This window comes from Ectopseudomonas composti (assembly GCF_001567565.1).
GTDB lineage: Bacteria > Pseudomonadota > Gammaproteobacteria > Pseudomonadales > Pseudomonadaceae > Aquipseudomonas > Aquipseudomonas composti_A.
In genome coordinates this window covers 250101-271231 of record NZ_LSSW01000022.1, presented here as the reverse complement: position 1 = coordinate 271231, position 21131 = coordinate 250101, and the positions used below count along the sequence as shown (strand labels likewise).

21 protein-coding genes are annotated in these 21131 nt (G+C 62.8%); 9 read left to right on the top strand and 12 right to left on the bottom strand.

Translation table 11 applies throughout. From position 1 onward, the window contains the following. Window positions 1-46: 46 nt before the first annotated feature. The 5 genes from PCLY_RS10485 to PCLY_RS10465 all read right to left on the bottom strand — a co-directional run bounded on the left by PCLY_RS10485 (window position 47) and on the right by PCLY_RS10465 (window position 4245). A complete protein-coding gene (locus PCLY_RS10485) occupies window positions 47-490 on the bottom strand; it encodes a hotdog fold thioesterase (protein WP_061239243.1) in 444 nt (147 codons plus the stop codon). 59 nt (window positions 491-549) lie between these two features. Further along, on the bottom strand, window positions 550-2217 hold the full coding sequence (locus PCLY_RS10480) for an AMP-binding protein (protein ID WP_061239242.1): 1668 nt from the start codon (window positions 2215-2217) through the stop codon (window positions 550-552). A gap of 173 nt (window positions 2218-2390) precedes the next feature. Continuing rightward, window positions 2391-2849 carry a phosphohistidine phosphatase SixA gene (gene sixA, locus PCLY_RS10475; RefSeq protein WP_061239241.1) on the bottom strand — a complete coding sequence of 153 codons (459 nt, stop codon included), beginning with the start codon at window positions 2847-2849 and terminating at the stop codon, window positions 2391-2393. Then, a complete protein-coding gene (locus tag PCLY_RS10470; protein ID WP_061239240.1) occupies window positions 2846-3193 on the bottom strand; it encodes a DUF4389 domain-containing protein in 348 nt (115 codons plus the stop codon). Before PCLY_RS10470 ends, sixA begins: the two co-directional genes overlap by 4 nt. Before the next feature lie 29 nt (window positions 3194-3222). Continuing rightward, complete coding sequence (locus PCLY_RS10465) at window positions 3223-4245, bottom strand: NAD(P)H-dependent glycerol-3-phosphate dehydrogenase (protein ID WP_061239239.1); 1023 nt, start codon at window positions 4243-4245, stop codon at window positions 3223-3225. Between the two features lie 288 nt (window positions 4246-4533). On the opposite strand from PCLY_RS10465, the gene PCLY_RS10460 reads away from it, so the two are divergent. From PCLY_RS10460 to fabB, 3 genes are all read left to right on the top strand, one after another. Further along, the gene (locus PCLY_RS10460) at window positions 4534-6432 is read left to right on the top strand and encodes a response regulator (RefSeq protein WP_197432177.1); all 1899 of its coding nucleotides are present in this window, start codon (window positions 4534-4536) and stop codon (window positions 6430-6432) included. Between the two features lie 212 nt (window positions 6433-6644). Beyond that, on the top strand, window positions 6645-7160 hold the full coding sequence (gene fabA, locus PCLY_RS10455) for a 3-hydroxyacyl-[acyl-carrier-protein] dehydratase FabA (protein WP_003240795.1): 516 nt from the start codon (window positions 6645-6647) through the stop codon (window positions 7158-7160). A gap of 11 nt (window positions 7161-7171) precedes the next feature. Next, window positions 7172-8392, top strand: a complete 1221-nt coding sequence (fabB, locus tag PCLY_RS10450) for a beta-ketoacyl-ACP synthase I (protein WP_061239237.1) — start codon at window positions 7172-7174, stop codon at window positions 8390-8392. A gap of 56 nt (window positions 8393-8448) precedes the next feature. Here the strand turns inward: fabB and PCLY_RS10445 are convergent, their stop codons facing one another. The 5 genes from PCLY_RS10445 to PCLY_RS10425 all read right to left on the bottom strand — a co-directional run bounded on the left by PCLY_RS10445 (window position 8449) and on the right by PCLY_RS10425 (window position 13934). Beyond that, the gene (locus PCLY_RS10445; RefSeq protein WP_061239236.1) at window positions 8449-10074 is read right to left on the bottom strand and encodes a methyl-accepting chemotaxis protein; all 1626 of its coding nucleotides are present in this window, start codon (window positions 10072-10074) and stop codon (window positions 8449-8451) included. A gap of 134 nt (window positions 10075-10208) precedes the next feature. After that, window positions 10209-10559 (bottom strand): hypothetical protein, encoded by a 351-nt coding sequence (locus tag PCLY_RS10440; RefSeq protein WP_061239235.1) that lies wholly within the window; start codon window positions 10557-10559, stop codon window positions 10209-10211. Between the two features lies 1 nt (window position 10560). Beyond that, entirely contained in the window at window positions 10561-11244 is a 684-nt protein-coding gene (locus PCLY_RS10435; protein ID WP_061239234.1) for a phosphatase domain-containing protein, read from the bottom strand. Further along, complete coding sequence (locus PCLY_RS10430) at window positions 11241-11966, bottom strand: phosphatase PAP2 family protein (protein ID WP_061239233.1); 726 nt, start codon at window positions 11964-11966, stop codon at window positions 11241-11243. The genes PCLY_RS10435 and PCLY_RS10430 overlap by 4 nt, the downstream gene beginning before the upstream one ends. Before the next feature lie 9 nt (window positions 11967-11975). Continuing rightward, on the bottom strand, window positions 11976-13934 hold the full coding sequence (locus tag PCLY_RS10425) for an LTA synthase family protein (protein ID WP_061239232.1): 1959 nt from the start codon (window positions 13932-13934) through the stop codon (window positions 11976-11978). 103 nt (window positions 13935-14037) lie between these two features. Here PCLY_RS10425 and PCLY_RS10420 point away from each other — a divergent pair, with 103 nt between their 5' ends. The 5 genes from PCLY_RS10420 to PCLY_RS10400 all read left to right on the top strand — a co-directional run bounded on the left by PCLY_RS10420 (window position 14038) and on the right by PCLY_RS10400 (window position 17844). Continuing rightward, on the top strand, window positions 14038-14721 hold the full coding sequence (locus PCLY_RS10420) for a response regulator transcription factor (RefSeq protein ID WP_061239231.1): 684 nt from the start codon (window positions 14038-14040) through the stop codon (window positions 14719-14721). After that, a complete protein-coding gene (locus PCLY_RS10415; protein WP_061239230.1) occupies window positions 14711-15982 on the top strand; it encodes a sensor histidine kinase in 1272 nt (423 codons plus the stop codon). The genes PCLY_RS10420 and PCLY_RS10415 overlap by 11 nt, the downstream gene beginning before the upstream one ends. A gap of 83 nt (window positions 15983-16065) precedes the next feature. Next, on the top strand, window positions 16066-16755 hold the full coding sequence (locus tag PCLY_RS10410) for a class I SAM-dependent methyltransferase (protein WP_061239229.1): 690 nt from the start codon (window positions 16066-16068) through the stop codon (window positions 16753-16755). Between the two features lies 1 nt (window position 16756). Then, on the top strand, window positions 16757-17461 hold the full coding sequence (locus PCLY_RS10405; RefSeq protein ID WP_061239228.1) for a lipopolysaccharide kinase InaA family protein: 705 nt from the start codon (window positions 16757-16759) through the stop codon (window positions 17459-17461). Beyond that, on the top strand, window positions 17458-17844 hold the full coding sequence (locus PCLY_RS10400; protein ID WP_061239227.1) for a diacylglycerol kinase: 387 nt from the start codon (window positions 17458-17460) through the stop codon (window positions 17842-17844). Before PCLY_RS10405 ends, PCLY_RS10400 begins: the two co-directional genes overlap by 4 nt. On the opposite strand, the gene PCLY_RS10395 is transcribed toward PCLY_RS10400, so the two are convergent. Further along, on the bottom strand, window positions 17845-18309 hold the full coding sequence (locus PCLY_RS10395; protein WP_061239226.1) for a DUF3859 domain-containing protein: 465 nt from the start codon (window positions 18307-18309) through the stop codon (window positions 17845-17847). It abuts the gene before it with no gap. Between the two features lie 158 nt (window positions 18310-18467). Then, window positions 18468-19478, bottom strand: a complete 1011-nt coding sequence (locus PCLY_RS10390) for an amidohydrolase family protein (protein WP_061239225.1) — start codon at window positions 19476-19478, stop codon at window positions 18468-18470. A gap of 250 nt (window positions 19479-19728) precedes the next feature. Between PCLY_RS10390 and PCLY_RS10385 the strand changes: the two genes are divergently transcribed. After that, a complete protein-coding gene (locus PCLY_RS10385; protein WP_061239224.1) occupies window positions 19729-21123 on the top strand; it encodes a methyl-accepting chemotaxis protein in 1395 nt (464 codons plus the stop codon). The last annotated feature ends 8 nt before the right edge of the window (window positions 21124-21131 follow it).

Here is a 21131-nt window from a genome sequence, read left to right as displayed (position 1 = left end):
CAGCTCACCGGCTGTAGCTTCAACGCAGCAGCCTTTGGACAGACTCTCAGCGTTTCGGCGCTTGCTCACCCAGAGGCACGATGGCCATCGTCAGCCGTGAGATGCAACTGGCCTTGCCGTCGTCGCCACTGAGGCGAATATCCCAGACGTGCGTGGTACGCCCCAGATGCACCGGCCGCGCAACGGCATGTACGCGTCCGCTGCGCAGGCCACGCAGGTGGTTGGCGTTGACCTCCAGGCCGACGCAGTAGAAACGGCTGCTGTCGATGCACAGGTAGCTGGCGGTGGAACCCAGCGTTTCCGCCAGGACCACCGACGCACCGCCATGCAACAGGCCGTAGGGCTGATGGGTGCGCGAGTCGATCGCCATGCTGGCGCTGAGCGATTCGTCGTCGAAGGCTTCGAAACGAATGTCCAGCACCTCGCCAATACTGTTTTTCAGGGTCGCATTGAGCGCATCGATATCAGGCGGTCGTTGCCACAGTGCCATGCCAGCATTCCTCCTGCCGCGTCGAAAAACCAGGCCGGCAGAGGCCGGCCCATTCATGATCAATCGTGCCAGAGCACCGCTTCGCTGCGCTGCTGCCACTCTGCGAAACGCCCGCCGTAGGTGCCCTCGATCACCGCGCGCTTGATCTTCAGAGTCGGCGTGAGGAAACCGTTCTCCACCGCCCAGACGTCCTTGACCAGCACCAGTCCCTGCAGCTGCTCATGATGATCGAGACAACCGTTGACCTCGGCGAGCAAGGCCTTGAGGCTGCTTTCCAACTCATCACGGTTGTCGTTGGCCGCCTCCTGACGCCCCACGTCCGAAAGCACGCAAAGGGCAATGGGCTGCGGCAGACCATCGCCAACCACGCACACCTGCTCGATACGCGAGTGCTCGCCTATGCGGTTCTCGATCGGCGCTGGCGCCACGTACTTGCCCTTGCTGGTCTTGAAGATTTCCTTGATTCGCCCGGTCAGGCGCAGATTGCCCTCGGCGTCCTGCTCCCCCTTGTCGCCAGTGCGCAAGAAACCATCGTCGGTCAGCGCCTCGGCGGTCTTGAGCGGATCCTTGTAGTAGCCCTGCATGGTCGCGCCACTGCGCACCTGGACTTCACCATCCTCGGCAATGCGCACCTCGACACCCGGATTGTTCTGGCCAATCCAGCCCTGCTTGAACTTGCCAGGTCGGCACACGTGGGAATAGCCGCAGTTCTCGGTCATGCCGTAGACCTCCTGGATCTCCATACCCAGGCGGCGATACCAGTTGAGCAGCGTCTCGGGCACCGGCGCAGCGCCGGACAGCGCGTAGCGAATGGCGTCCAGGCCAAGCCCGGCGAGGACCTTGCGCCCGATGAAGTGGCCAATGATCGGCAGGCGCAGCAGGCGGTCGAGCTTCTGCGCCGGCATCTTGCTGTAGACGCCCATCTGGAACTTGGTCCAGATGCGCGGCACGCCGAACATCACCGTCGGCCGTGCGCGTTTGAGGTCGGCGAGGAAGGTATCCAGGCTTTCGGCGAAGAAGATCGTCTGCCCGGCATAGATCGACGCCAACTCGACGAACATGCGCTCGGCCACGTGACACAGCGGCAGGTAGGAGATCAGCCGATCATCCTCACCCACGCCGAACAGCGTGATGGCATTGCTGGCAGCGAAACCGAAATTGGAGAAATTGTGCATCACGCCCTTGGGCATGCCGGTGGTGCCGGAGGTATAGATGATGGTCGCCAACTGGTTGGCTGCAGGCTTGGGGTCATCCTGAATCGGCGCGCTGCGCTGCAGGTCGTCCCAGCGGTAATCGAATTCGCCGTGCGGATGCAGTGGCAGGCTGACGGTCGGTAACCCCTGCGGCAGCCCCGGCGCCATCGACGCCCAGTCGTCGAGCTTGCCAATGAAAGCCAATGCCGCCTCGGAATGCTCCAGTACCTGGCCCATGGAGTCGGCGGTGAGATTGGGATAGAGCGGCACCGAAACATGACCGGCCATCCAGATGGCCAGGTCGGTGATGATCCAGTGCGCACAGTTCTTGGAAATGATGGCGATACGGCTGCAGGGCGGCAACTCCCGGCTGCGCAGCCAATTGGCGGCTCGACGTGCCTGTTCGCCGACATCGGCCCAGCTCAGCTCCAGCAGCTGGCCGCCCCCCAGAGGCTGCACCATGTAGGTTTTGTTCGGGTGCCTTGCTTCACGTTCGTAAAACAGCTCGAGCGGCAAACGGATTGCATCAGCCACGGGGCTTGCTCCTTTGTTGTTTTTGTAGGAATCAACCAAGCATTTGCTTGGTTGAATATTCCACGCAGACAAAAGAGGCGCAAGTTAAGAAATGTTTCTCGCCTGGAACATTTGCATGCTCCTACGAAGGCCAGGCGGGATGCACCTGCAGCGCCGCGAAAGGCGCTGCGGGCTCAACGGGGATGGATCAGCGCCAGCAGTTCCATCAACCCGGCGGCCGGAATGTCGCCTTCCAGCTCGGCCAGGCTGGCAGTGCGCATGGGCAACGGCTCCTGACGATGACCGTGCACCAACAACCCACCCAATGCACCAATCAGAGGCTGGTGGCTGACCAGCAGCACCTCGGCGCTTTCACGCTCATCGAGATGCTTCAGCACTTCGCGCGGATCACTGTCCGGGGTCAGCCAGGGCACCGTAACGGCTTTGCCGGCGAAGCCCAGTTCGCCGCGTACCAGCTCGGCCGTCTGCTGAGCACGCACATAGGGGCTGGCAACAATGGCAGTCAATGGCCGGCCGGCGAGCTGAGCGGCTGCCTGCAGCACTTCATTGCGACCGTGAGCAGTCAGCTCGCGGGCCGCATCGCTTTCAGCCTGCGGCTCGGCTTCACCATGACGCAGCAGCCATAGCCTCACAGCTTGGGCTCCTCGTCGCGCACCGGATGTGGCGCTGGCGGGATGCTGTGTGCGGTTTCGCCTTCCGGCGTGCGCGGCGCAGGCCAATCAGCGAACGGCCAGGGTTTTTCGTCGGTATTGAAGGTACCGAAACGACCGATCTGCGCCAGGTACTGGCTCAGGCTGTCACCAAAACTCATCAGTCCGCCATTGGGCGCCCCGTAGAACAGGCGATATCCCAGTTGCAGCAGTACCACCGCACCGAGCACCACCTCGGCCAGTTGCCAGACGATGACGAAAATCACCATCCACAGAATGCGCAGCAGAATCGACTCACGCTCCAGTTCCTGTTTTTCATCGCTCATGACTCACGCTCCTTGATTGGCTGCCGGGCTCAGAAACCCGCAGTAGGGATGAAATCGACATCGGTCTTGGGCTCGCCGAGCATCAGCAGTTCGATGACCTGAGCCAGCGTACGCCCCTCGAAAAGAATGGCATGCAAACCTGCGACCAGTGGCATGTACACGTCCAGCTCCTCGGCGCGAGCCTTGAGCACCTTCAGTGTGTTGACCCCTTCGGCGACTTCTCCGAGACGCTGCACGGCCTCTTCCAGGCTGAGACCTTCGCCCAGGGCGAAGCCCACCTGATAGTTGCGACTCTTCGGTGACGAACAGGTGACGATAAGGTCGCCGACGCCCGCCAGGCCGAGAAAGGTCATGGGGTTGGCGCCGAGCTTGACCGCGAAACGGGTCATCTCTGCCAGGGCGCGGGTGATCAGCATGCTCTTGGTGTTCTCGCCCATGCCCAGCGCCGCCGCCATGCCGGACATGATGGCGTAGACGTTCTTCAGCGCCCCGCCGAGCTCCACGCCGAAACGGTCGGCGCTGGCGTAGACACGGAAGGTCCGCCCATGCAGGGCCTGCTGCACGCGCAGGCACAGTTCTTCGTCTTCACTGGCGATCACCGTCGCGGTCAGAGCGTGGTCGGCCACCTCCTTGGCCAGGTTCGGCCCGGACAACACACCGATACGCGCATCGGGGGCGATCTCTTCGAGAATCTGACTCATCAGCTTGAAAGTCTTGGCCTCGATGCCTTTGGTCGTACTGATCAGCATCTTGCCCGCCAGCAGCGGCGCGACGGGTTGCAGGGCATCGCGCAGGGCGCTGGAAGGCAACGCGACCAACACCAGCTCGACCTGCTGCAGCACACCGCTAAGGTCGCTGGTCGGCTCGATACCGCAATGCAGCTTGACGCCCTTCAGGTAGCGCGGGTTTTCCCCGCTCTGGCGCATCTGCTCGGCCTGCTCGGGGTCGCGCATCCACTGCAGGACGCGCTGGCCGTTTTCCGCCAGCAGATTGGCCAAGGCGGTGCCGAAGCTGCCGCCGCCGATTACGGCAATGGGTTGAAGCTGTGTCATAGGTCTTCCGAATGAGGCCATTGGTGATGGCGGTCTGCAGGCATTATACGGAGCCGAGAGTACCCGGCCAGGGCAAAAGTTCAGTGCTGGCCGCCTATCGAGGCAGACAAACGAGAATTACCGCAGAGTGCGCACGCCTGAGACTGGCAAAGCGCAGCCGGTCGGTTAACATGCCGGATCGACGTTAATTGCCAAGGACGATTCGTGCCCACAGGCAGCCCCTTGCCCCCGCCCAGCTCGTCTCGTCAGCAGACAGCGGAGCCGCCAACCACCAGGGACGGCATGGCCATCGGTCAGCGCCGCGGCTGGAACATCCATACCCGTACCCAGCTGATCAGCGTTGGTCCCGCGCTGTTGCTGACGCTGCTGCTGACCGGCTTTCTGACCTTCACACGCCTGCAGGATCTGCGCCAGGAACAAGGCCACACCGGTCAGTTGATCGCCAATCAGCTCGCCCCTGCCACCGAATATGGCGTGCTCAATGGCAACCTGCAAAGCCTGGAGGCCCTGCTGCGCGCCACCCTGAGCACCCCTGACGTGCGCTTTGCAGAAGTTCGTGATCGCAACGACGACATCCTCGTGTACGTGGAACTGCCCAAGGAACAAGGTCATAGCACCCCGCAGGTCGAGGTGTTCCAGGCGCCGATTCGTCTGCAGGGACCGCCTTCCCACCTGCAGACACTGCCGCCGCTGAGCAAGGTGCTCGGCGACGGTTACCTGGGGCGGGTCGTGGTCGGCATGTCCAACGACACCTTCAACACCCGTCAGCAGGAAATCCTGCTCAAGGCCGGCGTTCTGTCATTGTTCGCCCTGCTTCTGACCTTCCTCCTCGCCCGTCGCCTGGCCAAACGCCTGGCGCAACCGCTCAGCGCCATGGGGCTGGCTCTGGAGCGCATCCAGAGCGGCGACTACCGCCCATCCCTGGCCGAGCGCGGCAACGACGAGCTGACCGACCTGGCCCGGCACATCAACAACCTGGCTCGCGCGCTCGAGCAAAGCGGCCAGGAGCAGCAGCAGGCGATTGCCGAACTGATTCAGGCCCGCGAGGAATCCGAGCAGGCCAACCGCGCCAAGTCCGACTTCCTGGCGATGATGAGCCACGAACTGCGCACCCCCATGAATGGTGTGCTGGGCATGCTGCAATTGCTGGAAACCACCAGTCTCAATGACGAACAGACCGAATACGCTGCCCTGGCCACCGAGTCCACCGAACACCTGCTCAAAGTGATCAACGATATCCTCGACTTCTCGCGGATCGAACGCGGTGCGCTGGAGCTCGAAGCCATTCCCTTCAGCCTGCTGGAGCTGCTGCAAGGCTCGGTGCAGGTGTTCCAGCACAGCGCCCAGCAACGTGGCCTGCGCCTGCTGCTGGAAACCCAAACCGGCCTCGACCAGTTGGAAGTGCGCGGCGACCCCACACGCATCCGGCAGATTCTGGTCAACCTGGTCGGCAACGCGCTGAAGTTCACCGAAGAAGGCCAGATCCGCGTGGAGACCCGCTGGCAGAAGCTGGACGAGCAGGTGCTGTGGTTCACCTGCGCCGTGCATGACAGCGGTATCGGCGTCGATGCCGAGCGCCTGGAGCACATGTTCGATGCCTTCCAGCAGGCCGACACCTCGATTTCTCGGCGTTACGGCGGCACCGGCCTTGGCCTGCCGATTGCCCGCACCCTGGCCGAGCGCATGGGCGGCACCCTGCGTGCGGAAAGCCAATTAGGCGAAGGCTCGGTATTCACCCTGGAAATACCGTTGCCCTTTGTGCCTTGCAGCGAGCATTTGCACAGCAGCGACAACCAGGCGCTCGGCAGCGGCGACGGCCAGGCCGTGCTGTTGGTCGAGGACAACCCGGTCAACCAGACGGTGATCGAAGCCATGCTGCGCAGCCTGGGCTATCAGGTCAGTCTGGTCGGCGATGGCCAGCAAGCGGTGCAGAGCGTCGCCCAGCACGACTACGACGCGATTTTGATGGACTGTCGCCTGCCGCTGATGGATGGCTACGAGGCCACGCGGCAGATCCGTCAGCTCGAACAGGGACAACAGGTACCCATCATCGCCTTGACGGCCAATGCCCTGCAGGGTGACCGCGAAGCCTGCCTGGAAGCGGGAATGAACGATTACCTGGCAAAACCGTTCAAACGGGCTGACTTGCAGCGCATTCTGGTGCGTTGGCTGCCAGTCCGGACATAAGTGACTGGCGCCCGTGACAAGCCCGAGTTACAAGGGGAAACTGCTGTCCTGTGACAATACGGAACTAGCAGAGTACAACTGTACTCACTGCGCTGTGACTTTCACCACAACGCAACAGTCTATGACTAGGCTGCCGGCATACCCCTACCGGGCGTAGCCGGCCAGGACGATTCGCCCAGCCTTAGAAGCGTGGGGACAATTGAGGAGCTCGCATGACAAGACAAAACGCCTACACTCGGGAAGACCTGCTCGCCTGCAGCCGCGGCGAACTGTTCGGCCCGGGGAACGCGCAACTGCCCGCCCCAAATATGCTGATGATCGATCGCATCGCTCACATCAGTGAAACCGGCGGCAAGTACGGCAAGGGCGAAATCGTCGCTGAGCTCGATATCAATCCGGACCTTTGGTTCTTCGGTTGCCACTTCGAGGGTGACCCGGTGATGCCGGGCTGCCTCGGTCTCGACGCCATGTGGCAGTTGGTCGGCTTCTACCTCGGCTGGCAAGGCAACCCGGGCCGTGGTCGTGCCCTGGGTAGTGGCGAAGTGAAATTCTTCGGTCAGGTTCTGCCGACCGCCAAGAAGGTCACCTACAACATTCACATCAAGCGCACCATCAGCCGCTCACTGATCCTCGGCATCGCCGATGGCACCGTGGCCGTCGACGGTCGCGAGATCTACAGCGCCGAAGGCCTGCGCGTCGGCCTGTTCACCTCCACCGACAGTTTCTGAAGGACTTGCACATGCGTCGTGTAGTGATCACCGGTCTGGGCATCGTTTCCTGCCTGGGTACTGATAAAGAAGCCGTAGCTGCCAGCCTGCGCGCAGGCAAGTCCGGCATCCGCTTCAATCCCTCCTACGCCGAGATGGGCCTGCGCAGCCAGGTGTCCGGCTCGGTCAACCTGAACCTGGAAGAGCTGATCGACCGTAAGCTGTATCGCTTCATGGGCGATGCGGCGGCCTTCGCCTACCTGTCGATGGAACAGGCGATCAAGGACTCCGGCCTCAGCGAAGAGCAGATTTCCAACCCGCGTACCGGGCTGATTGCCGGCTCCGGCGGTGCCTCCACCGTCAACCAGATGGAAGCCATCGACACCCTGCGCGAAAAAGGCGTCAAGCGCATCGGCCCATACCGCGTGACCCGCACCATGGGCAGCACCGTATCGGCTTGCCTGGCCACGCCGTTCAAGATCAAGGGCGTGAACTTTTCCATCTCCTCGGCCTGCGCCACCAGTGCGCATTGCATCGGCCAGGCCATGGAGCAGATCCAGCTGGGTAAACAGGACGTGGTCTTCGCCGGCGGCGGTGAAGAAGAGCACTGGAGCCAGAGCTGCCTGTTCGACGCCATGGGCGCCCTCTCCACCCAGTACAACGAGACGCCGGAGAAAGCCTCCCGCGCCTATGACGCCAAGCGTGACGGTTTCGTCATCGCCGGTGGTGGTGGCATGGTCGTGGTCGAGGAGCTGGAACACGCTCTGGCCCGCGGCGCCAAGATCTACGCCGAAATCGTCGGTTACGGTGCCACCAGCGACGGTTACGACATGGTCGCTCCGAGCGGTGAAGGTGCGATTCGCTGCATGCAGCAAGCGCTGGCAACCGTCGACACTCCGATCGATTACCTGAACACCCACGGCACCTCGACGCCGGTTGGTGATGTCGCGGAAATCAAAGGTGTGCGCGCCGTATTCGGCGACAAGGCTCCGGCCATCAGCTCGACCAAGAGCCTGTCCGGTCACAGCCTCGGCGCTGCCGGCGTGCAGGAAGCGATCTACTGCATGCTGATGATGGAAGGCAACTTCATCGCCGCATCGGCCAACATCGACGAGCTCGACCCGGAAGTGGCCGACCTGCCAATCCAGCTCAAGACCGCCGAAAACGCCAAGCTCGACACCGTGATGAGCAACAGCTTCGGCTTCGGCGGCACCAACGCCACGCTGGTGCTCAAGCGCTGGGCAGGCAAGTAACTGCTGCGGTAATGAAAACGGCGCCTTCGGGCGCCGTTTTCGTTTGTGGCCCTGCCTCAGACCTTGAAGCGCGTCACCAGGTTGTTCAGGTCGACGGCCAGGCGCGACAACTCCTGGCTCGATGCACTGGTCTGATTGGCCCCGGCTGACGTCTGCATCGACAGATCGCGGATGTTGACCAGGTTGCGGTCCACCTCACGCGCGACCTGCGCCTGCTCCTCGGAAGCGCTGGCGATCACCAGGTTGCGCTCGTTGATCGAGGAGATCGCCTGGGTGATCTGCTCCAGCGCCACGCCGGCAGCCTGGGCCACCTCAAGCGTGGAGCGGGCACGCCCGGTACTGCTCTGCATGGCGCTGACGGCGCGATCCGTTCCGCCCTGGATACCGCCGATCATCTGCTCGATTTCCTGGGTCGACTGCTGGGTGCGATGGGCCAGCGCCCTCACCTCGTCGGCTACTACAGCGAAGCCGCGACCTGCATCACCAGCCCGAGCAGCCTCGATGGCGGCATTGAGTGCCAGCAGGTTGGTCTGCTCGGCGATGGAGCGAATCACGTCAAGCACCTTGCTGATCTCGTGCACACGCTCAGCCAACTGCTCGATCTCCGCTGAAGTGGTGGTGACATCGCTAGCCAGTTGGCCGATGGAGTCGACGGTCTGGTGCACCTGCTCACGCCCACGCTGGGCCGTGACGGTCGACTCGCGCGAGGCTTCGGAGGTGCTCACGGCGTTACGCGCCACCTCCTCGACCGCCGCCGTCATCTCGTTAACCGCAGTGGCGGCCTGCTCGATCTCGGTGTTCTGCTGATGCAGACCGCGAGTCGAATCCTCGGTCACCGCATGCAGTTGTTCCGATGCCGACGCTAGCTGGTTGGAGGAATCGGAAATGCCCTGGATGGTGGTACGCAGGCTCTGCTGCATGTCTTTCAGGGCGCCGAGCAAGCGCGCAGGCTCGTCTTTCCCTTCCGTGTGAATACTCTGCGTCAAGTCGCCGGAGGCGACTTGCTCCGCCACCCGCACCGCCTCACTCAACGGCGCGACGATACTGCGCGTCAGCAGCAGCGCCAGCGCGACAGTGATCAGGGTCGCCAGGATCATCATGGCGATTACCCAGATCCGCGCAGACACGGTTACCTCGTCAACCATTTCCCCGGCGCCCAGAGCACCTAGCCTGTTGATCTCAGTCAGCTTGATGAGGTTCTTCAGCATGGCATCGGCATGCTGGTTGATCGAACCGCCAACGACCTCGGCAGCCGCCTCGAAATCACCTTGACGAACGGCCTCCGTTATACGGCCTTGCTCCTGCAGGTAAGCTGCTTCGGCACGTTTGAACTCGTCATAGATACCCTGTTCTTCGGCGCTGGAAATCAGTTGTTCATAACTCCCCAGACTCTTGCCAAGGGATGAGCGCAACTCCTCAGCCAGGCGAAGATTGTTCTGCACCTGGGCTGAATCACGATTGAGGATCAAGCGCAGGGTAATGGCGCGCAAACGCAAGACGTTGACGTTGACGTCACCAATGGCCAGGACGCTTGGCAGCCAGTTCTCGTTGATCTCATCGGACTTTTCACGCATTGCCCCCATCTGCGTCAGTGAAAAAATCCCGAGCAGTACAACAAGCAGAGCAACCAGCCCGAATCCAATAGCCGCCCGTGGGGCGATAGAGACATTACGCAGTGACATTTCGTGAAACTCCCTTTTGCGCGCACAAATCGAGACATCCATAGCCTTGCCTGGCATAGGACCTTGGAGATTGCGCTAATCCCTAATCTCTTATCGACGCCATCCACGCACTCTTGATCAGAAAAAAGAAAATCTTAACGACGCAGCGCCCCGGCCATCGCCTGGTCAACATGGTGGCGCCATTCGGCATCACGCCAGTCCTGCTCCCTGCTGACATGCCAGTCATCACGTTGCTGGCTCTGCTCGCACTGCCGAAAGCCATCGTCCCACCCCTGCGTGTACAGAGGCTCGGACTGATAGCGGCTGAGCGCTTTGGTGTAACCGCCCAACGGGCCGGCGGCTGCCCGTCCACTCTGGCAGCCCGCCTCGAAACCATCGACGAAGGCTGGCGGATAGTCGGCAGCCAGCATGCTTTCGCGCAGGCTCTGGCAGGCGGTGAGCATGACCAGCAATCCGCCGAGCAGCATCCGCTGGCATGCCGTCATCTCAGGCGCCCCCAATCCAGTCGGAAAGCGCGGTCTTGAGTTGGCACAGCGCCCAGGGGCTGGTGCTGCAGGCGCCGCTTTCCAGCGCCGTGCGCAAGGCGCCGACATCGGCACCACGAATGTAGCGTTCGGCATCGCCCATGCGGTCTTCACCGCCGAAGCCAGCACCGGCCATCTCTGCCAGCGCCTGCTCCTTGCTCCAGTCCTGATAGATGATGCGATACATCGCCGCGATCAAGCCGGTACGGTTCTGCCCATGCTTGCAATGAATCAACACCGGGCCCTGGGCCTGCGCTTGGCGAATGCTGCGCATCACCTCGATCACATCGGTGTCGTCGATGCGGTCGGTATGCAGCGGCAACTGGATCTGGCGTACACGCGGATCACGCAGCCACTGCTCGTCACTCTTCTGATAGAAGTTGATCACCGTGGCAACGCCGAGCGCCTGCAGCTGCGGCCAGTCCTTCGCCGCTGGCAGCGCGCTGCGATAGAGATCGGGCGTCATGCGATACAGGTTGATGCGCGAGTCCAACGGCTGCGCCCAGTTGCCTGGACGCACGCCCTGCAGGGGCGCTGCCGGCGAGCTCGTCGCCCCCCAGGCCATGCTCAAGGGCAGTGCCAGCAATGCACTGAAGAACACCAGGGCTGCCAGCACCAGGCACAGGCTCTGTACGATTCGGTTCATCGGCAGGTTTCTCCCAGGACGGTCTCTTGATAGGAACTACGCGCCACAGGGACGCGGTAAAGCAGCCAGCGATAGGTCAGCACGCAGATCACCCAGTCGATCAGCAGCGTCCACAGGTTGTGTGAAAGGAAATGTGCGCCCTGCAGCATGCGCCCCAGGGAAAACAGCGAACCGAGCCCCAAAGCGCATGCCAGCGCCACGCGCGCGAGCCGTGGTCGGCGGTCGCGCAGCACGAAGAACAGCGCCAGCAGCGAGAAGCCGGCCGTGGCATGGCCGCCGGGCCAGCAACGGCCAGGGTTGGCAGTAGGCGCGCGTTCGCTGAGCAGCGGCGTGAACTGCTCCTGGCCACCGAACTCGCTCAGGCTCCAGGGGCAGTGCATGCCGGTCAGCGTCTTCAGCGGAGTGACCACCGAAGTCGACAGGCCCAGCGCCAGCACCAGGTAACCCAGCTGACGGCGCCAGACGCGCAAGCGCGTCGGCAGCAGACTGAGCACGAAGCCGGCGATGGCCAGCACACCCAGCACGATCACCGCCTGCTTGGCGCGGTCATGCAGAATGTCTTCCAGCCAGAAGCTGTGGCGGCCGATGAAGCCTTCGCCAGGCTGGTAGAACAGATTAGCCAGGGCGAAATCCACCGGACTGGGATCGATCACCAGCATCAGCGCCATCAACAACAGCGGAATGCCCAGCGCCAGGCGAAAATTGAAATAACGAGACGGCATGGTCGCTCCTTAGCGCTGGCTCATGCGTTGATCTGACTGATCGTCTGGGTGCCAGGCGATCAGGCGTTTGCCGAAGGCATGGCTGGCGCCCTGGTAGTAGGCGATGTCACGCTGCATCAGCGGATCATCAGTGCCGACCTGAGCCTCGCGGCTGCGGCCCAGGGCATCTTCGTGGCGACGCATGCCCTGGCGCGGGCTGAGAATCGCCAGATCGTGCCCGTCGAACAGCCCCAGGTGCTGGTAGTTACCCAGCAGGGCGCGGCCTGCTGCGTGATCCTCGCGCAGCACGTTGCGGCCAAAGAAGGTCGACACGTAGTCCAGGTTCAGCAGCCCCATCAGCGTCGGCGCCACGTCGATCTGGCTGGCCACGTCGGCGTACTCGGCAGGTTTGATGTGCTTGGGCGAGTAGACGAACAACGGGATGTGATAGTTGGCCACCGGCAGGTCTTCGCGTCCGGCGCTGCCGGCGGTGTGGTCGGCGACAAAGACGAACAGGGTGTCGTCGAACCACGGCTTGCTGCGCGCCTCGGCGAGGAACTGGCCAATGGCATAGTCGGTGTACTTGACCGCGCCCTCGCGCCCGTCGCCCGACTCGATGTCGATACGGCCATCGGGATAGGTGTAGGGGCGATGGTTGGAGGTGGTCATCAGCTGCAGGAAGAAACGCTTGCCACTGGCGTGGTCGGCATCGGCCACCTTCATCGCCTGGTGATAGAGATCCTCGTCGGCCATGCCCCAGGCATTCTGGAAGCTCATGTCGGCGTCGGCGACGCTGCTCTGGTCGACGATGCGGTAGCCGTTGCCGCCAAAGAAGGCGTTCATGTTGTCGAAGTAACCGCGCCCGCCGTAGATGAACACGCTGTCATAGCCCTTGGCGCCCAACTGCTGACCCAGGCTGGCGTAACCGGCCTCTCGGCCGATGCGCTTGACGATGGAGCGTCCCGGCGTCGGCGGCATGGACAGGGTGATCGCCTCCAGGCCACGGTCGGTGCGGGTGCCGGTGGCATAGAAGTTGGTGAACACCAGGCTGTGCTTGCGCAGCTCATCGAGATTCGGGGTCAAGCCGCGGGTGTCACCGAAGCTGCCCAGGTACTTGGCACTGAGGCTTTCGATGGTCACCAGCACCACGTTGAGCGGTTTTGGCTGGCCCGGGTTGTCGATCACCCGGCGAATGTCTTCGGGGTCGCTGCCAATGAAGCGTGCATTGGGCTCAGCCACTTCCTCACGCAGCAAGCTGGCCACGGCCTGATCCGGCAAGGTTGCGTAGAACTGCTGGTAATCCAGCTCGTTGTTACGAAAGGCGGCGAAGAACTGGTAAGGCCCGTTGCTTGCCAGTTCACGCTGATAGGTGTTGCCGCCCAGCCCACGCGGTGCGTCCTGGCCGACCACGACCAGGCACAGCCCGACCAGCATGGCCAGCAGCATCACGCCTGGCACCGCGCGCTTGAACGGCAGGCGCGGTGCCTGCAGCGCATCGCGCAGGACACGCCGCAGAGCGAAGGTGAGGCCGATCGCCAGGGCAGCCAGTAGCGCCAGCAACGGGTAGATCGGGTAGGACTCGAGGATGTTGTCCACCACCTCCTTGGAATACACCAGATAATCCACGGCGATGAAGTTGAAGCGCACCCCGAACTCGTCCCAGAACAGCCACTCCGCCACGGCGGTGAACAGCATCACGAAGATGCTGACGGCAAGCACGCCGATCAACAGCCGCTGGTGCCAGCGCCGCTGCCACAGCCAGGCCGGACACAGCAGCAGGTACAGCGCCATCGGCGCAGCGGCGTAAAGCAGAAAGCTCAGGTCATAGACCAAGCCGACTGCATACAGGCCGAGCAGGTTGACCGGCGTGATGCCGGCATCGCCCAGATGGCTGATCAGCAGCACGCTGCGGGTAAGGAAGAAAACTGCCAGCCAGACCAACAGAATGATCGACAGATAACGAAGTTGCGCGTATTGAAGCCGTGGCATCGTATGATCCTTGTTGGATGAACGAGCCGAAGTCTGCTCCCCGCGTCGTGAGCCCTTCGTCAAAGCCGTGTGAAAAAATCGTCAAACCCGGGACTAACCGCCGATGCGTATTCTGGTCATCGAAGACAATCGAGACATCCTCGCCAACGTGCTCGACTACCTGCAGCTCAAGGGCTTTACCGTGGACTGTGCCCAGGACGGCCTGAGTGGCTTGCACCTGGCCAGCAGCGGCCATTACGACTTGATCGTGCTGGACATCATGTTGCCCGGCATCGACGGCTATCAGGTGTGCAAGCGCCTGCGCGAAGACGGTCGCAGCGAGGTGCCGATTCTCATGCTCACCGCTCGCGATGCGCTGGATGACCGCCTGCAGGGGCTCAACGCCGGCGCCGACGATTACCTGATCAAGCCCTTTGCCCTGTCCGAGCTGGTGGCACGTATCGAGGCGATCCTGCGCCGCAGCCGCGGCAGCCGCAAACGCCAGCTGCAGGTCGCCGACCTCAACTATGACCTCGACACCCTGCACGTCAGCCGCGCCGGTCAGCCGCTCAAGCTCAACCCGCTGGGGCTCAAGCTACTGGCCATCCTCATGCAGCGCAGCCCGGCCGTGGTGCGCCGCGAGGCCCTGGAAGAAGCCCTGTGGGGCGACGATTGCCCGGACAGCGACAGCCTGCGCAGCCACATCCATCAGCTGCGCCAGGTGCTCGACAAACCCTTCCCCACACCGCTGCTGCACACCATCCATGGCGTCGGTTATCGCCTGGCGGAGAGCACCGATGCTGTCTAAGCAACCATTCGAGCGGCGCATCCTGATCGCCTTCGTGCTGATGACCGTGATGGTCAGCGGCCTGTTTTCCCTGAGCATCGTCGCCGTGGTGCACTTCATCGAAGAGCATCTGGTGTCACAGGACATGAGTCGCCAACTGGACGAAACCCTCAAGGAGGACATCAGCCAGGACCTCGCTCCACGGCTGGACAGCAGCACCCGGTTCTTCTCCTCCGATCAGGCCCAATACGCCATTCCAGCGGAGTACAAGGGCCTGCAAGAGGGCTTCAACGAAGTGGTCAACGGTGATCAGGCCTATTACGTCTATGTGCAGGAGATCAATGGCCAGACCTACATGCTGGTGCAGGAACAGGAGGAGTTCGAAGCCCGCGAGAGCGCACTGTTCAACGTTGTCCTCGCCGGTTTCCTGCTCACCGTGATTGCGGCCTGGGGCCTGGGCCTGGTGACGGCACGCAAGGTCATGGCGCCGGTGACACGCCTGGCCCAACAAGTGCGGCATCGCGATCAGTTGCACCCACTGGCACCGCCACTGGCGCCAGACTATCCGGACGACGAGATCGGCCAATTGGCCGCAGCCTTCGACAGCACCCTCGGCCAGGTACGCCAGTCGCTGGAGCGCGAACGCCTGTTCACCAGCGATGTCAGCCATGAACTGCGCACGCCGCTGATGATCATCGCCTCCTCCTGCGAATTGCTCAGCGAGGCGCCGCTGGCCCCGCGCGAGAAGGAACAGGTCGCGCGCATCGCCCGCGCCTGCGAGGAAATGCGCGAACTGGTGCAGACCTTTCTGCAACTGGCGCGCGACAAGAGTAACGAAGCGGTGTTCATCGGCGAGCGCTCCCTGGCCAGTGTCGCCGAGGAGCAGGCCTGTCGTTGGGGCGCACTGATGGAGGAAAAGGGTCTGGCGTTCCAGATGCAGGTCGAGGGCGAGGATCATGGGCAGTACAACGCCACCTTTCTCGCCACGGTGATGGCCAACCTGCTGCGCAATGCCCTGCATTACACCGAACACGGCAGCGTGCGCCTGATCCTCGAACAGGGCGCCTTCCGCATCGAAGACAGCGGCGCAGGCATACCGATCGAGCAGCACGAGCGGATCTTCCAGCCCTTCGTACGCGGCGCGCAGGCCCGAGGCGAAGGGCTTGGCCTGGGGCTGTCGCTGGTCAAGCGGATCTGCGCCAAGCAGGGCTGGCAGGTCAGCCTGCAGAGCGAACCGGGCCATACCCGTTTCCGGGTAACGCTGAATACCAGCAGCGTTTGACGAAATTTTCACAGCCCTTTGACGTGATCTTGATGCCCTGACCTCTAGGGTGGCGAACGTGACCCATTTGCCGGACGTTCGCCATGACCAAGCAAAGCCCCATCGAGCTGGAATTTTCCCGCAAGTACGACCGCGACCACTCCCAGCAGTACCTGCACAAGCATCAGGACGGCCTGGCCAGGCGCCTGTCGCACTGGCGTGACGTGCAGGTCGCGCGCCACGCACTGAAGCTTGCCGATGAGCCCAACCTGGTGCTCGATCTGCCCTGCGGTGCCGGGCGTTTCTGGCCGATGCTCTGCGAGCAACCAAACCGGGTGATCTTCGCCGCCGACAACTCGGCCGACATGATCGCCACCGCACGTGCCGCCCAGCCACCCCAAGTGGTGGCGCGGGTCAACAGTTTCCGCACCTCCGCATTCGATATCGATCTGGGCGACAACGCGGTGGACTGCATCTTCTGCATCCGTCTGCTGCATCACATCGAATCGGCCGAACACCGCCTGGCCATCCTGCGCGAGTTTCATCGCGTCAGCCGCGATACGGTGATCGTGTCGCTGTGGGTCGATGGCAACTACAAGGCCTGGAAACGCAAGCGTCTGGAAGCGCGCCGTGCCGCCCAGGGCCGCGCCTCGGAAAACCAGAACCGCTTCGTCGTGGCCAGGAGCACGCTGGAGAACGAATTCCACCAGGCCGGTTTCAGCATTCTCGGCCACCTGGACTTCCTGCCCGGCTACGCCATGTGGCGCACCTACGTCCTGCGCAAGGTGGCCTGAGATGGGTATTCTCAGCGAACAGGCCCTGACCGCCCTGCCCTCTACCGAATTCGACCGCTGGTGGCACAGCCCGGGCGAATGGGTCGAACCGGCCAATCAACGCCGTGGCGGCGAAAGCGGCGTGCGCCTGCTGCAACACTGGGATGCCAGCCGGCCAGCGCTGTTCTGCAAGCGCCAGAGCGGGCATATCTACCGCTCGGTGCGCCATCCGTGGGGGCGCCCGACCATCCTGCGTGAGTTGCAAGCCTACCGTGCCCTTGCCCGCCTGGGTGTGCGTACGCCGAACATCGTCTACTGTGCGGCTCGCAAACAGGGCGGACAGTGGCAGGCGCTGCTGATCACCGAAGCACTGAAGGGCTTCGTCAGCCTGGAACAGTGGTACGAGCAGCCGCATGCGCCGCAGCTCAACCAACGGATGCTGCAGCGTCTTGCCGCAACCCTGGCGCGCCTGCATCTGGGTGGCTGGCAACACGGCTGCTGCTACGCCAAGCACCTGTTCGTCAAGGCACATGGCGATGGCGATGTGGACATTGCCCTGCTGGACCTGGAAAAAAGCCGCCGACGCTGGCGTGCCGCCAGCGCAGCGCGGCGCGACCTGGGCCAGCTGGACCGGCATCGCGGCGCCATGCCCGAAGCCGACATGCTCTACCTGCGCCAGGCGTACCAGCAGGCGCTGAACACACCCTGGGGCGGGCTGCAGACATGAATGAAAGCCCCGATCTGGATGCGTTGTCGTTCAAGGGACGGCGTGGCCTGACGCGTATTCTCGATGCCACCGGCTATTCGCTCGCCGGGCTGCGCGCCGCTTACCAGGGTGAGGCGGCGTTCCGCCAGCTGGTGTGGCTCAATCTGGTACTGCTGCCGCTGGCATGGGTAGTCGACGTCAGTCGCGCGGAACGGGCGGTGCTGGTTCTGGTGCCGTTACTGGCACTGGTGGTGGAGTTGCTCAATTCCGCCATCGAAGCGGTGGTGGACCGCATTTCCCTGAACCTGCACCCGCTGTCCAAGCAGGCCAAGGACATGGGCAGTGCGGCACAGATGGTCGCGTTGCTGATGATCGCCCTGAGCTGGGCGATCATCCTGCTCTGATCAGCGCACGGTGAAACGCTGTTCGGCCAGCTTGCGATCGCCCTGATAAACGATGAAATGCCATTCACCGGGCACCACTTCGTGGTGTTCGGTGAACTCGAACGCCATCACATCCTGCGGCGCGCCGAGCACCAGCTTCTGCTGCACTTCGAACTTGTCATGACGCTGGCCATCCGGGGTAACCACACCGGGCGTGAGGTACAGCAGGGTCAGCGGAGCTTCACCCTCGCGCTTGCCGGCCAGGCTGTAGCGCATGCCGAACTTGGTGCCGAGCTTGGCCGGAACCTGGTCGGTGCGTTGGATTTCCTGATTGCTGCGGGTGAGCACTCGCTCGCCTGGTTGAAAGTCCTGGTACTGGCTGCTGAAGACGCCGTACTCGACCGGACCTTCGACGCGAACTTCCGCCTGGCTCAGACCTGCCCAGACGAATAGACCGGCCATCATGGCCACTCGGGTGTAATGCATGGTGCGCTCCTCGTTGAGATGAGCGCGAGCCTATGACGCCCGAGTGACAGCCTGATGACAGATGCGCTAAGGAACATGCCCTCCCTCATCCGGCGCTACGCGCAGCCTTCTCCCTGAGGAAGAAGGTCATAGGAGGTCGCCACTGCGCGACGTCAACTCTATGGGTCCAGCTCGGCCTGCACCTTGCGCGGCAACACGGACAGAAAGTTGTCGCGTGCCACCTTGTGCGCCACGTCCTCGGGCAAGGCATCGAGGAAGGGGTCGAACCCCTTCATGTATTCGCCCAGGCTGCCGAAACGGCCGACCACGTCAGAGCCGAGCATGAAGCGCTCCGGGTAACTGCTGACCAGGTGCACCCACTTCGGGTCAGGCTTGCCGTTCTCGTCCAGCAGATAGGGATGCAGCATGGTCCAGGACAGATCGATGTACAGATTCGGGTACTGGCCGAGCATGCGTTCGATGGTCTCCAGCAGGAAGCCGAGCTTTTCCTGATGCCGATGAATCTCGGCACTGGTACCGGCATGCGCCCAGATGAAGCGCACATGTGGGTGGTTGCGCAGAGGCGCCTCGATCTCCTCGAGATAGATCGGCTCGCGCTCACGTTTGGAGGTGATGTTCGAGTGCAGCATCACCGGCAGGTCATATTCGGCCGCCAGGTGAAAGACCCGCGCCAGCGCCTCGTTGTTGGCGCGTGGCGCACTGCCGTGGATCAGCGCGGTGAGGTCGTCGTGACGGGTGAACACCTCGCCGATGCCCTGCCACAGGCCGGGGTCGAGCTCCAGCATGCGGCGGATATGCGCATCGGCATTCTTGTCGTTGGGGTTGAAGCCGGAAAGGAACGGATGGAAGCGCTTGCGCTGCTCGGCGGGCAGACGCTTGTAGGCAGCGGCGATGAACACGTCGGTCGCGCTGTACCAGTAGGCATTGGCGTCATCACCAGCGTAGTAGCGCGGACGCTTGGGCTCGTCCTCGTCCCACTTCTTGGCCACTGGAATACCGGAGAACATCACGTGATCGACGTTGTTTTCCGCCATCTTCTCCAGCAACTCATCCATGCCGGCGCTTTCCTGAAAGAAGTCGACATAGTGCAGGTGCGCGTCGCTGTAACGGTAGTCACGAGCCTGAGCGCTGCAGGCAAAGACGCTGCTGAGCGCCAATATCCATGGCATGGAACGAGATATGAGCAAGACGAGTCCTCCTGACGGCATGAGCAGCATAGACCGCCGAGTTGCGGAGCAAGTTCGGCGATCACGCGTCACCAACTCGCATCAGCGCCCCTGGAAGAAGCAGGCAAAACCTGTGGCCGCACCATATCGATACATGGAAAGCGGGCTGAACACCCGGGACGGCCATGGGCACGCGCGCCAATGATGGCACTTGGCTTGCAGCACCTCAGGCAGACCAGAAAGGGGAATCACCATGTTGCAGTTGCTGCGCAAGCCAGCCCGCAGAGCTCAGGACGAGGCCGCATTGGACGCACTGTTCCAACAACACGATCTCACCACTCGCCTCCCGGACCACTATCAATGGATGACGCGCCTGAACGATTTCAGTGCGGGTCTGCAGCAACGCATTCGCGCCAGCCTGGGTGCCGCCGTCGGCATCGCTGCGCATGCCCCGCAACTGGCCCGCATCGCCGCCGCCAACCAGCAGAGCGGGCAAACCCTGGCGCAGTCCTCGGAGCTGATCGCCAGCGCCAGCGAACAGGTCACCACCACCCTGGACGCTGAACTGGTAACGGGTGCAGGCGAGGTGGCGCGGCTGTCCGCCGAGGTTTCCGCGACCCTGCAGCAGTGCCAGCAAAGTGGCCAGGCCGTGCTGCGCCAAGTCGAAGTGATCGATGCCAGCGAAGCGCAGCTGGGTCAGGTCATCCAGCAACTGGCCGGACAGCTCGATGAGGTGAGCAAGGTCATCGGCGTCATCGCCAGCATCTCCCAGCAAACCAACCTGCTGGCACTCAACGCAGCCATCGAAGCCGCGCGTGCCGGCGAACATGGCCGTGGTTTCGCAGTGGTCGCCGAGGAGGTTCGTCGACTGGCCGGGCATACCACCGAGGCCACAGGCCAGGTCAGCAGCATCATCGAACGCTTCCGCGATGGCATGCAGCAGCTCGGCGATGCCGGCCAACACATGAACCAGGCCGTGGCTGACGGTCGCACCGGCATTGTCGCCGTCAGCCAGGGGCTGGAAAGCACGCGCCAGGCCATGGATCGCCTGGATGGCCAGGTCGGCCAGATCGCCACAGGCACCGAGCAGATCGGCCAGGCCGTACGCTCGATCAACGGCGACGTGCAGAACATTGCCCAGATTGCCGGCGAGTTGCTCGGCAAAGCCGGTCAGGTGCTCCATCACAGCAAGGCTGTTCGCGAGGACGGGGATCGCCTGCTCGCCGGTCTTGGCGACTTCCGCCTGGAAATCCACGCCGCCGTGCGCGCCAGTGTCGAGCAGTTGGCGACACGCGCCGAGCTGGCCGGCGACGTCACGGCAGCCGAGCGGCTACTCGCCGAGACACTGGCGCGCGACAGCCGTTTCGAGCTGTTCTACCTGGTCGACAACCGCGGCGTGCAGATATCCGAGAACATCTTCGCCAGTGATGTGACGCACAACGAAGCGGCCAGCTGTCGTGGCCGCGACTGGAGCCAGCGCCCCTGGTTCCGCGCCGTGGTCGAACGGATGCAAGGCCATATCACCCAGGTCTACCGCTCTTCGGCAACCGATGATTTCTGCTTCACCGTGTCGGTACCTATCGTCGACGGTCAGGGCCGCCTGTTACGTGTGCTGGGCGCCGACGTGCGGCTGTCGGCACTGGTATGAGCACGCTT

What these genes read in the sequence shown, in the direction of transcription:
- PCLY_RS10485 (WP_061239243.1), bottom strand. Translation starts at nt 490, where the DNA reads ATGGCACTGTGGCAACGACCGCCTGATATCGATGCGCTCAATGCGACC.
- PCLY_RS10470 (WP_061239240.1), bottom strand. Translation starts at nt 3,193, where the DNA reads ATGAGCGATGAAAAACAGGAACTGGAGCGTGAGTCGATTCTGCTGCGC.
- PCLY_RS10465 (WP_061239239.1), bottom strand. Translation starts at nt 4,245, where the DNA reads ATGACACAGCTTCAACCCATTGCCGTAATCGGCGGCGGCAGCTTCGGC.
- fabA (WP_003240795.1), top strand. Translation starts at nt 6,645, where the DNA reads ATGACAAGACAAAACGCCTACACTCGGGAAGACCTGCTCGCCTGCAGC.
- fabB (WP_061239237.1), top strand. Translation starts at nt 7,172, where the DNA reads ATGCGTCGTGTAGTGATCACCGGTCTGGGCATCGTTTCCTGCCTGGGT.
- PCLY_RS10445 (WP_061239236.1), bottom strand. Translation starts at nt 10,074, where the DNA reads ATGTCACTGCGTAATGTCTCTATCGCCCCACGGGCGGCTATTGGATTC.
- PCLY_RS10440 (WP_061239235.1), bottom strand. Translation starts at nt 10,559, where the DNA reads ATGACGGCATGCCAGCGGATGCTGCTCGGCGGATTGCTGGTCATGCTC.
- PCLY_RS10435 (WP_061239234.1), bottom strand. Translation starts at nt 11,244, where the DNA reads ATGAACCGAATCGTACAGAGCCTGTGCCTGGTGCTGGCAGCCCTGGTG.
- PCLY_RS10430 (WP_061239233.1), bottom strand. Translation starts at nt 11,966, where the DNA reads ATGCCGTCTCGTTATTTCAATTTTCGCCTGGCGCTGGGCATTCCGCTG.
- PCLY_RS10425 (WP_061239232.1), bottom strand. Translation starts at nt 13,934, where the DNA reads ATGCCACGGCTTCAATACGCGCAACTTCGTTATCTGTCGATCATTCTG.
- PCLY_RS10420 (WP_061239231.1), top strand. Translation starts at nt 14,038, where the DNA reads ATGCGTATTCTGGTCATCGAAGACAATCGAGACATCCTCGCCAACGTG.
- PCLY_RS10415 (WP_061239230.1), top strand. Translation starts at nt 14,711, where the DNA reads ATGCTGTCTAAGCAACCATTCGAGCGGCGCATCCTGATCGCCTTCGTG.
- PCLY_RS10410 (WP_061239229.1), top strand. Translation starts at nt 16,066, where the DNA reads ATGACCAAGCAAAGCCCCATCGAGCTGGAATTTTCCCGCAAGTACGAC.
- PCLY_RS10405 (WP_061239228.1), top strand. Translation starts at nt 16,757, where the DNA reads ATGGGTATTCTCAGCGAACAGGCCCTGACCGCCCTGCCCTCTACCGAA.
- PCLY_RS10400 (WP_061239227.1), top strand. Translation starts at nt 17,458, where the DNA reads ATGAATGAAAGCCCCGATCTGGATGCGTTGTCGTTCAAGGGACGGCGT.
- PCLY_RS10395 (WP_061239226.1), bottom strand. Translation starts at nt 18,309, where the DNA reads ATGCATTACACCCGAGTGGCCATGATGGCCGGTCTATTCGTCTGGGCA.
- PCLY_RS10390 (WP_061239225.1), bottom strand. Translation starts at nt 19,478, where the DNA reads ATGCCATGGATATTGGCGCTCAGCAGCGTCTTTGCCTGCAGCGCTCAG.
- PCLY_RS10385 (WP_061239224.1), top strand. Translation starts at nt 19,729, where the DNA reads ATGTTGCAGTTGCTGCGCAAGCCAGCCCGCAGAGCTCAGGACGAGGCC.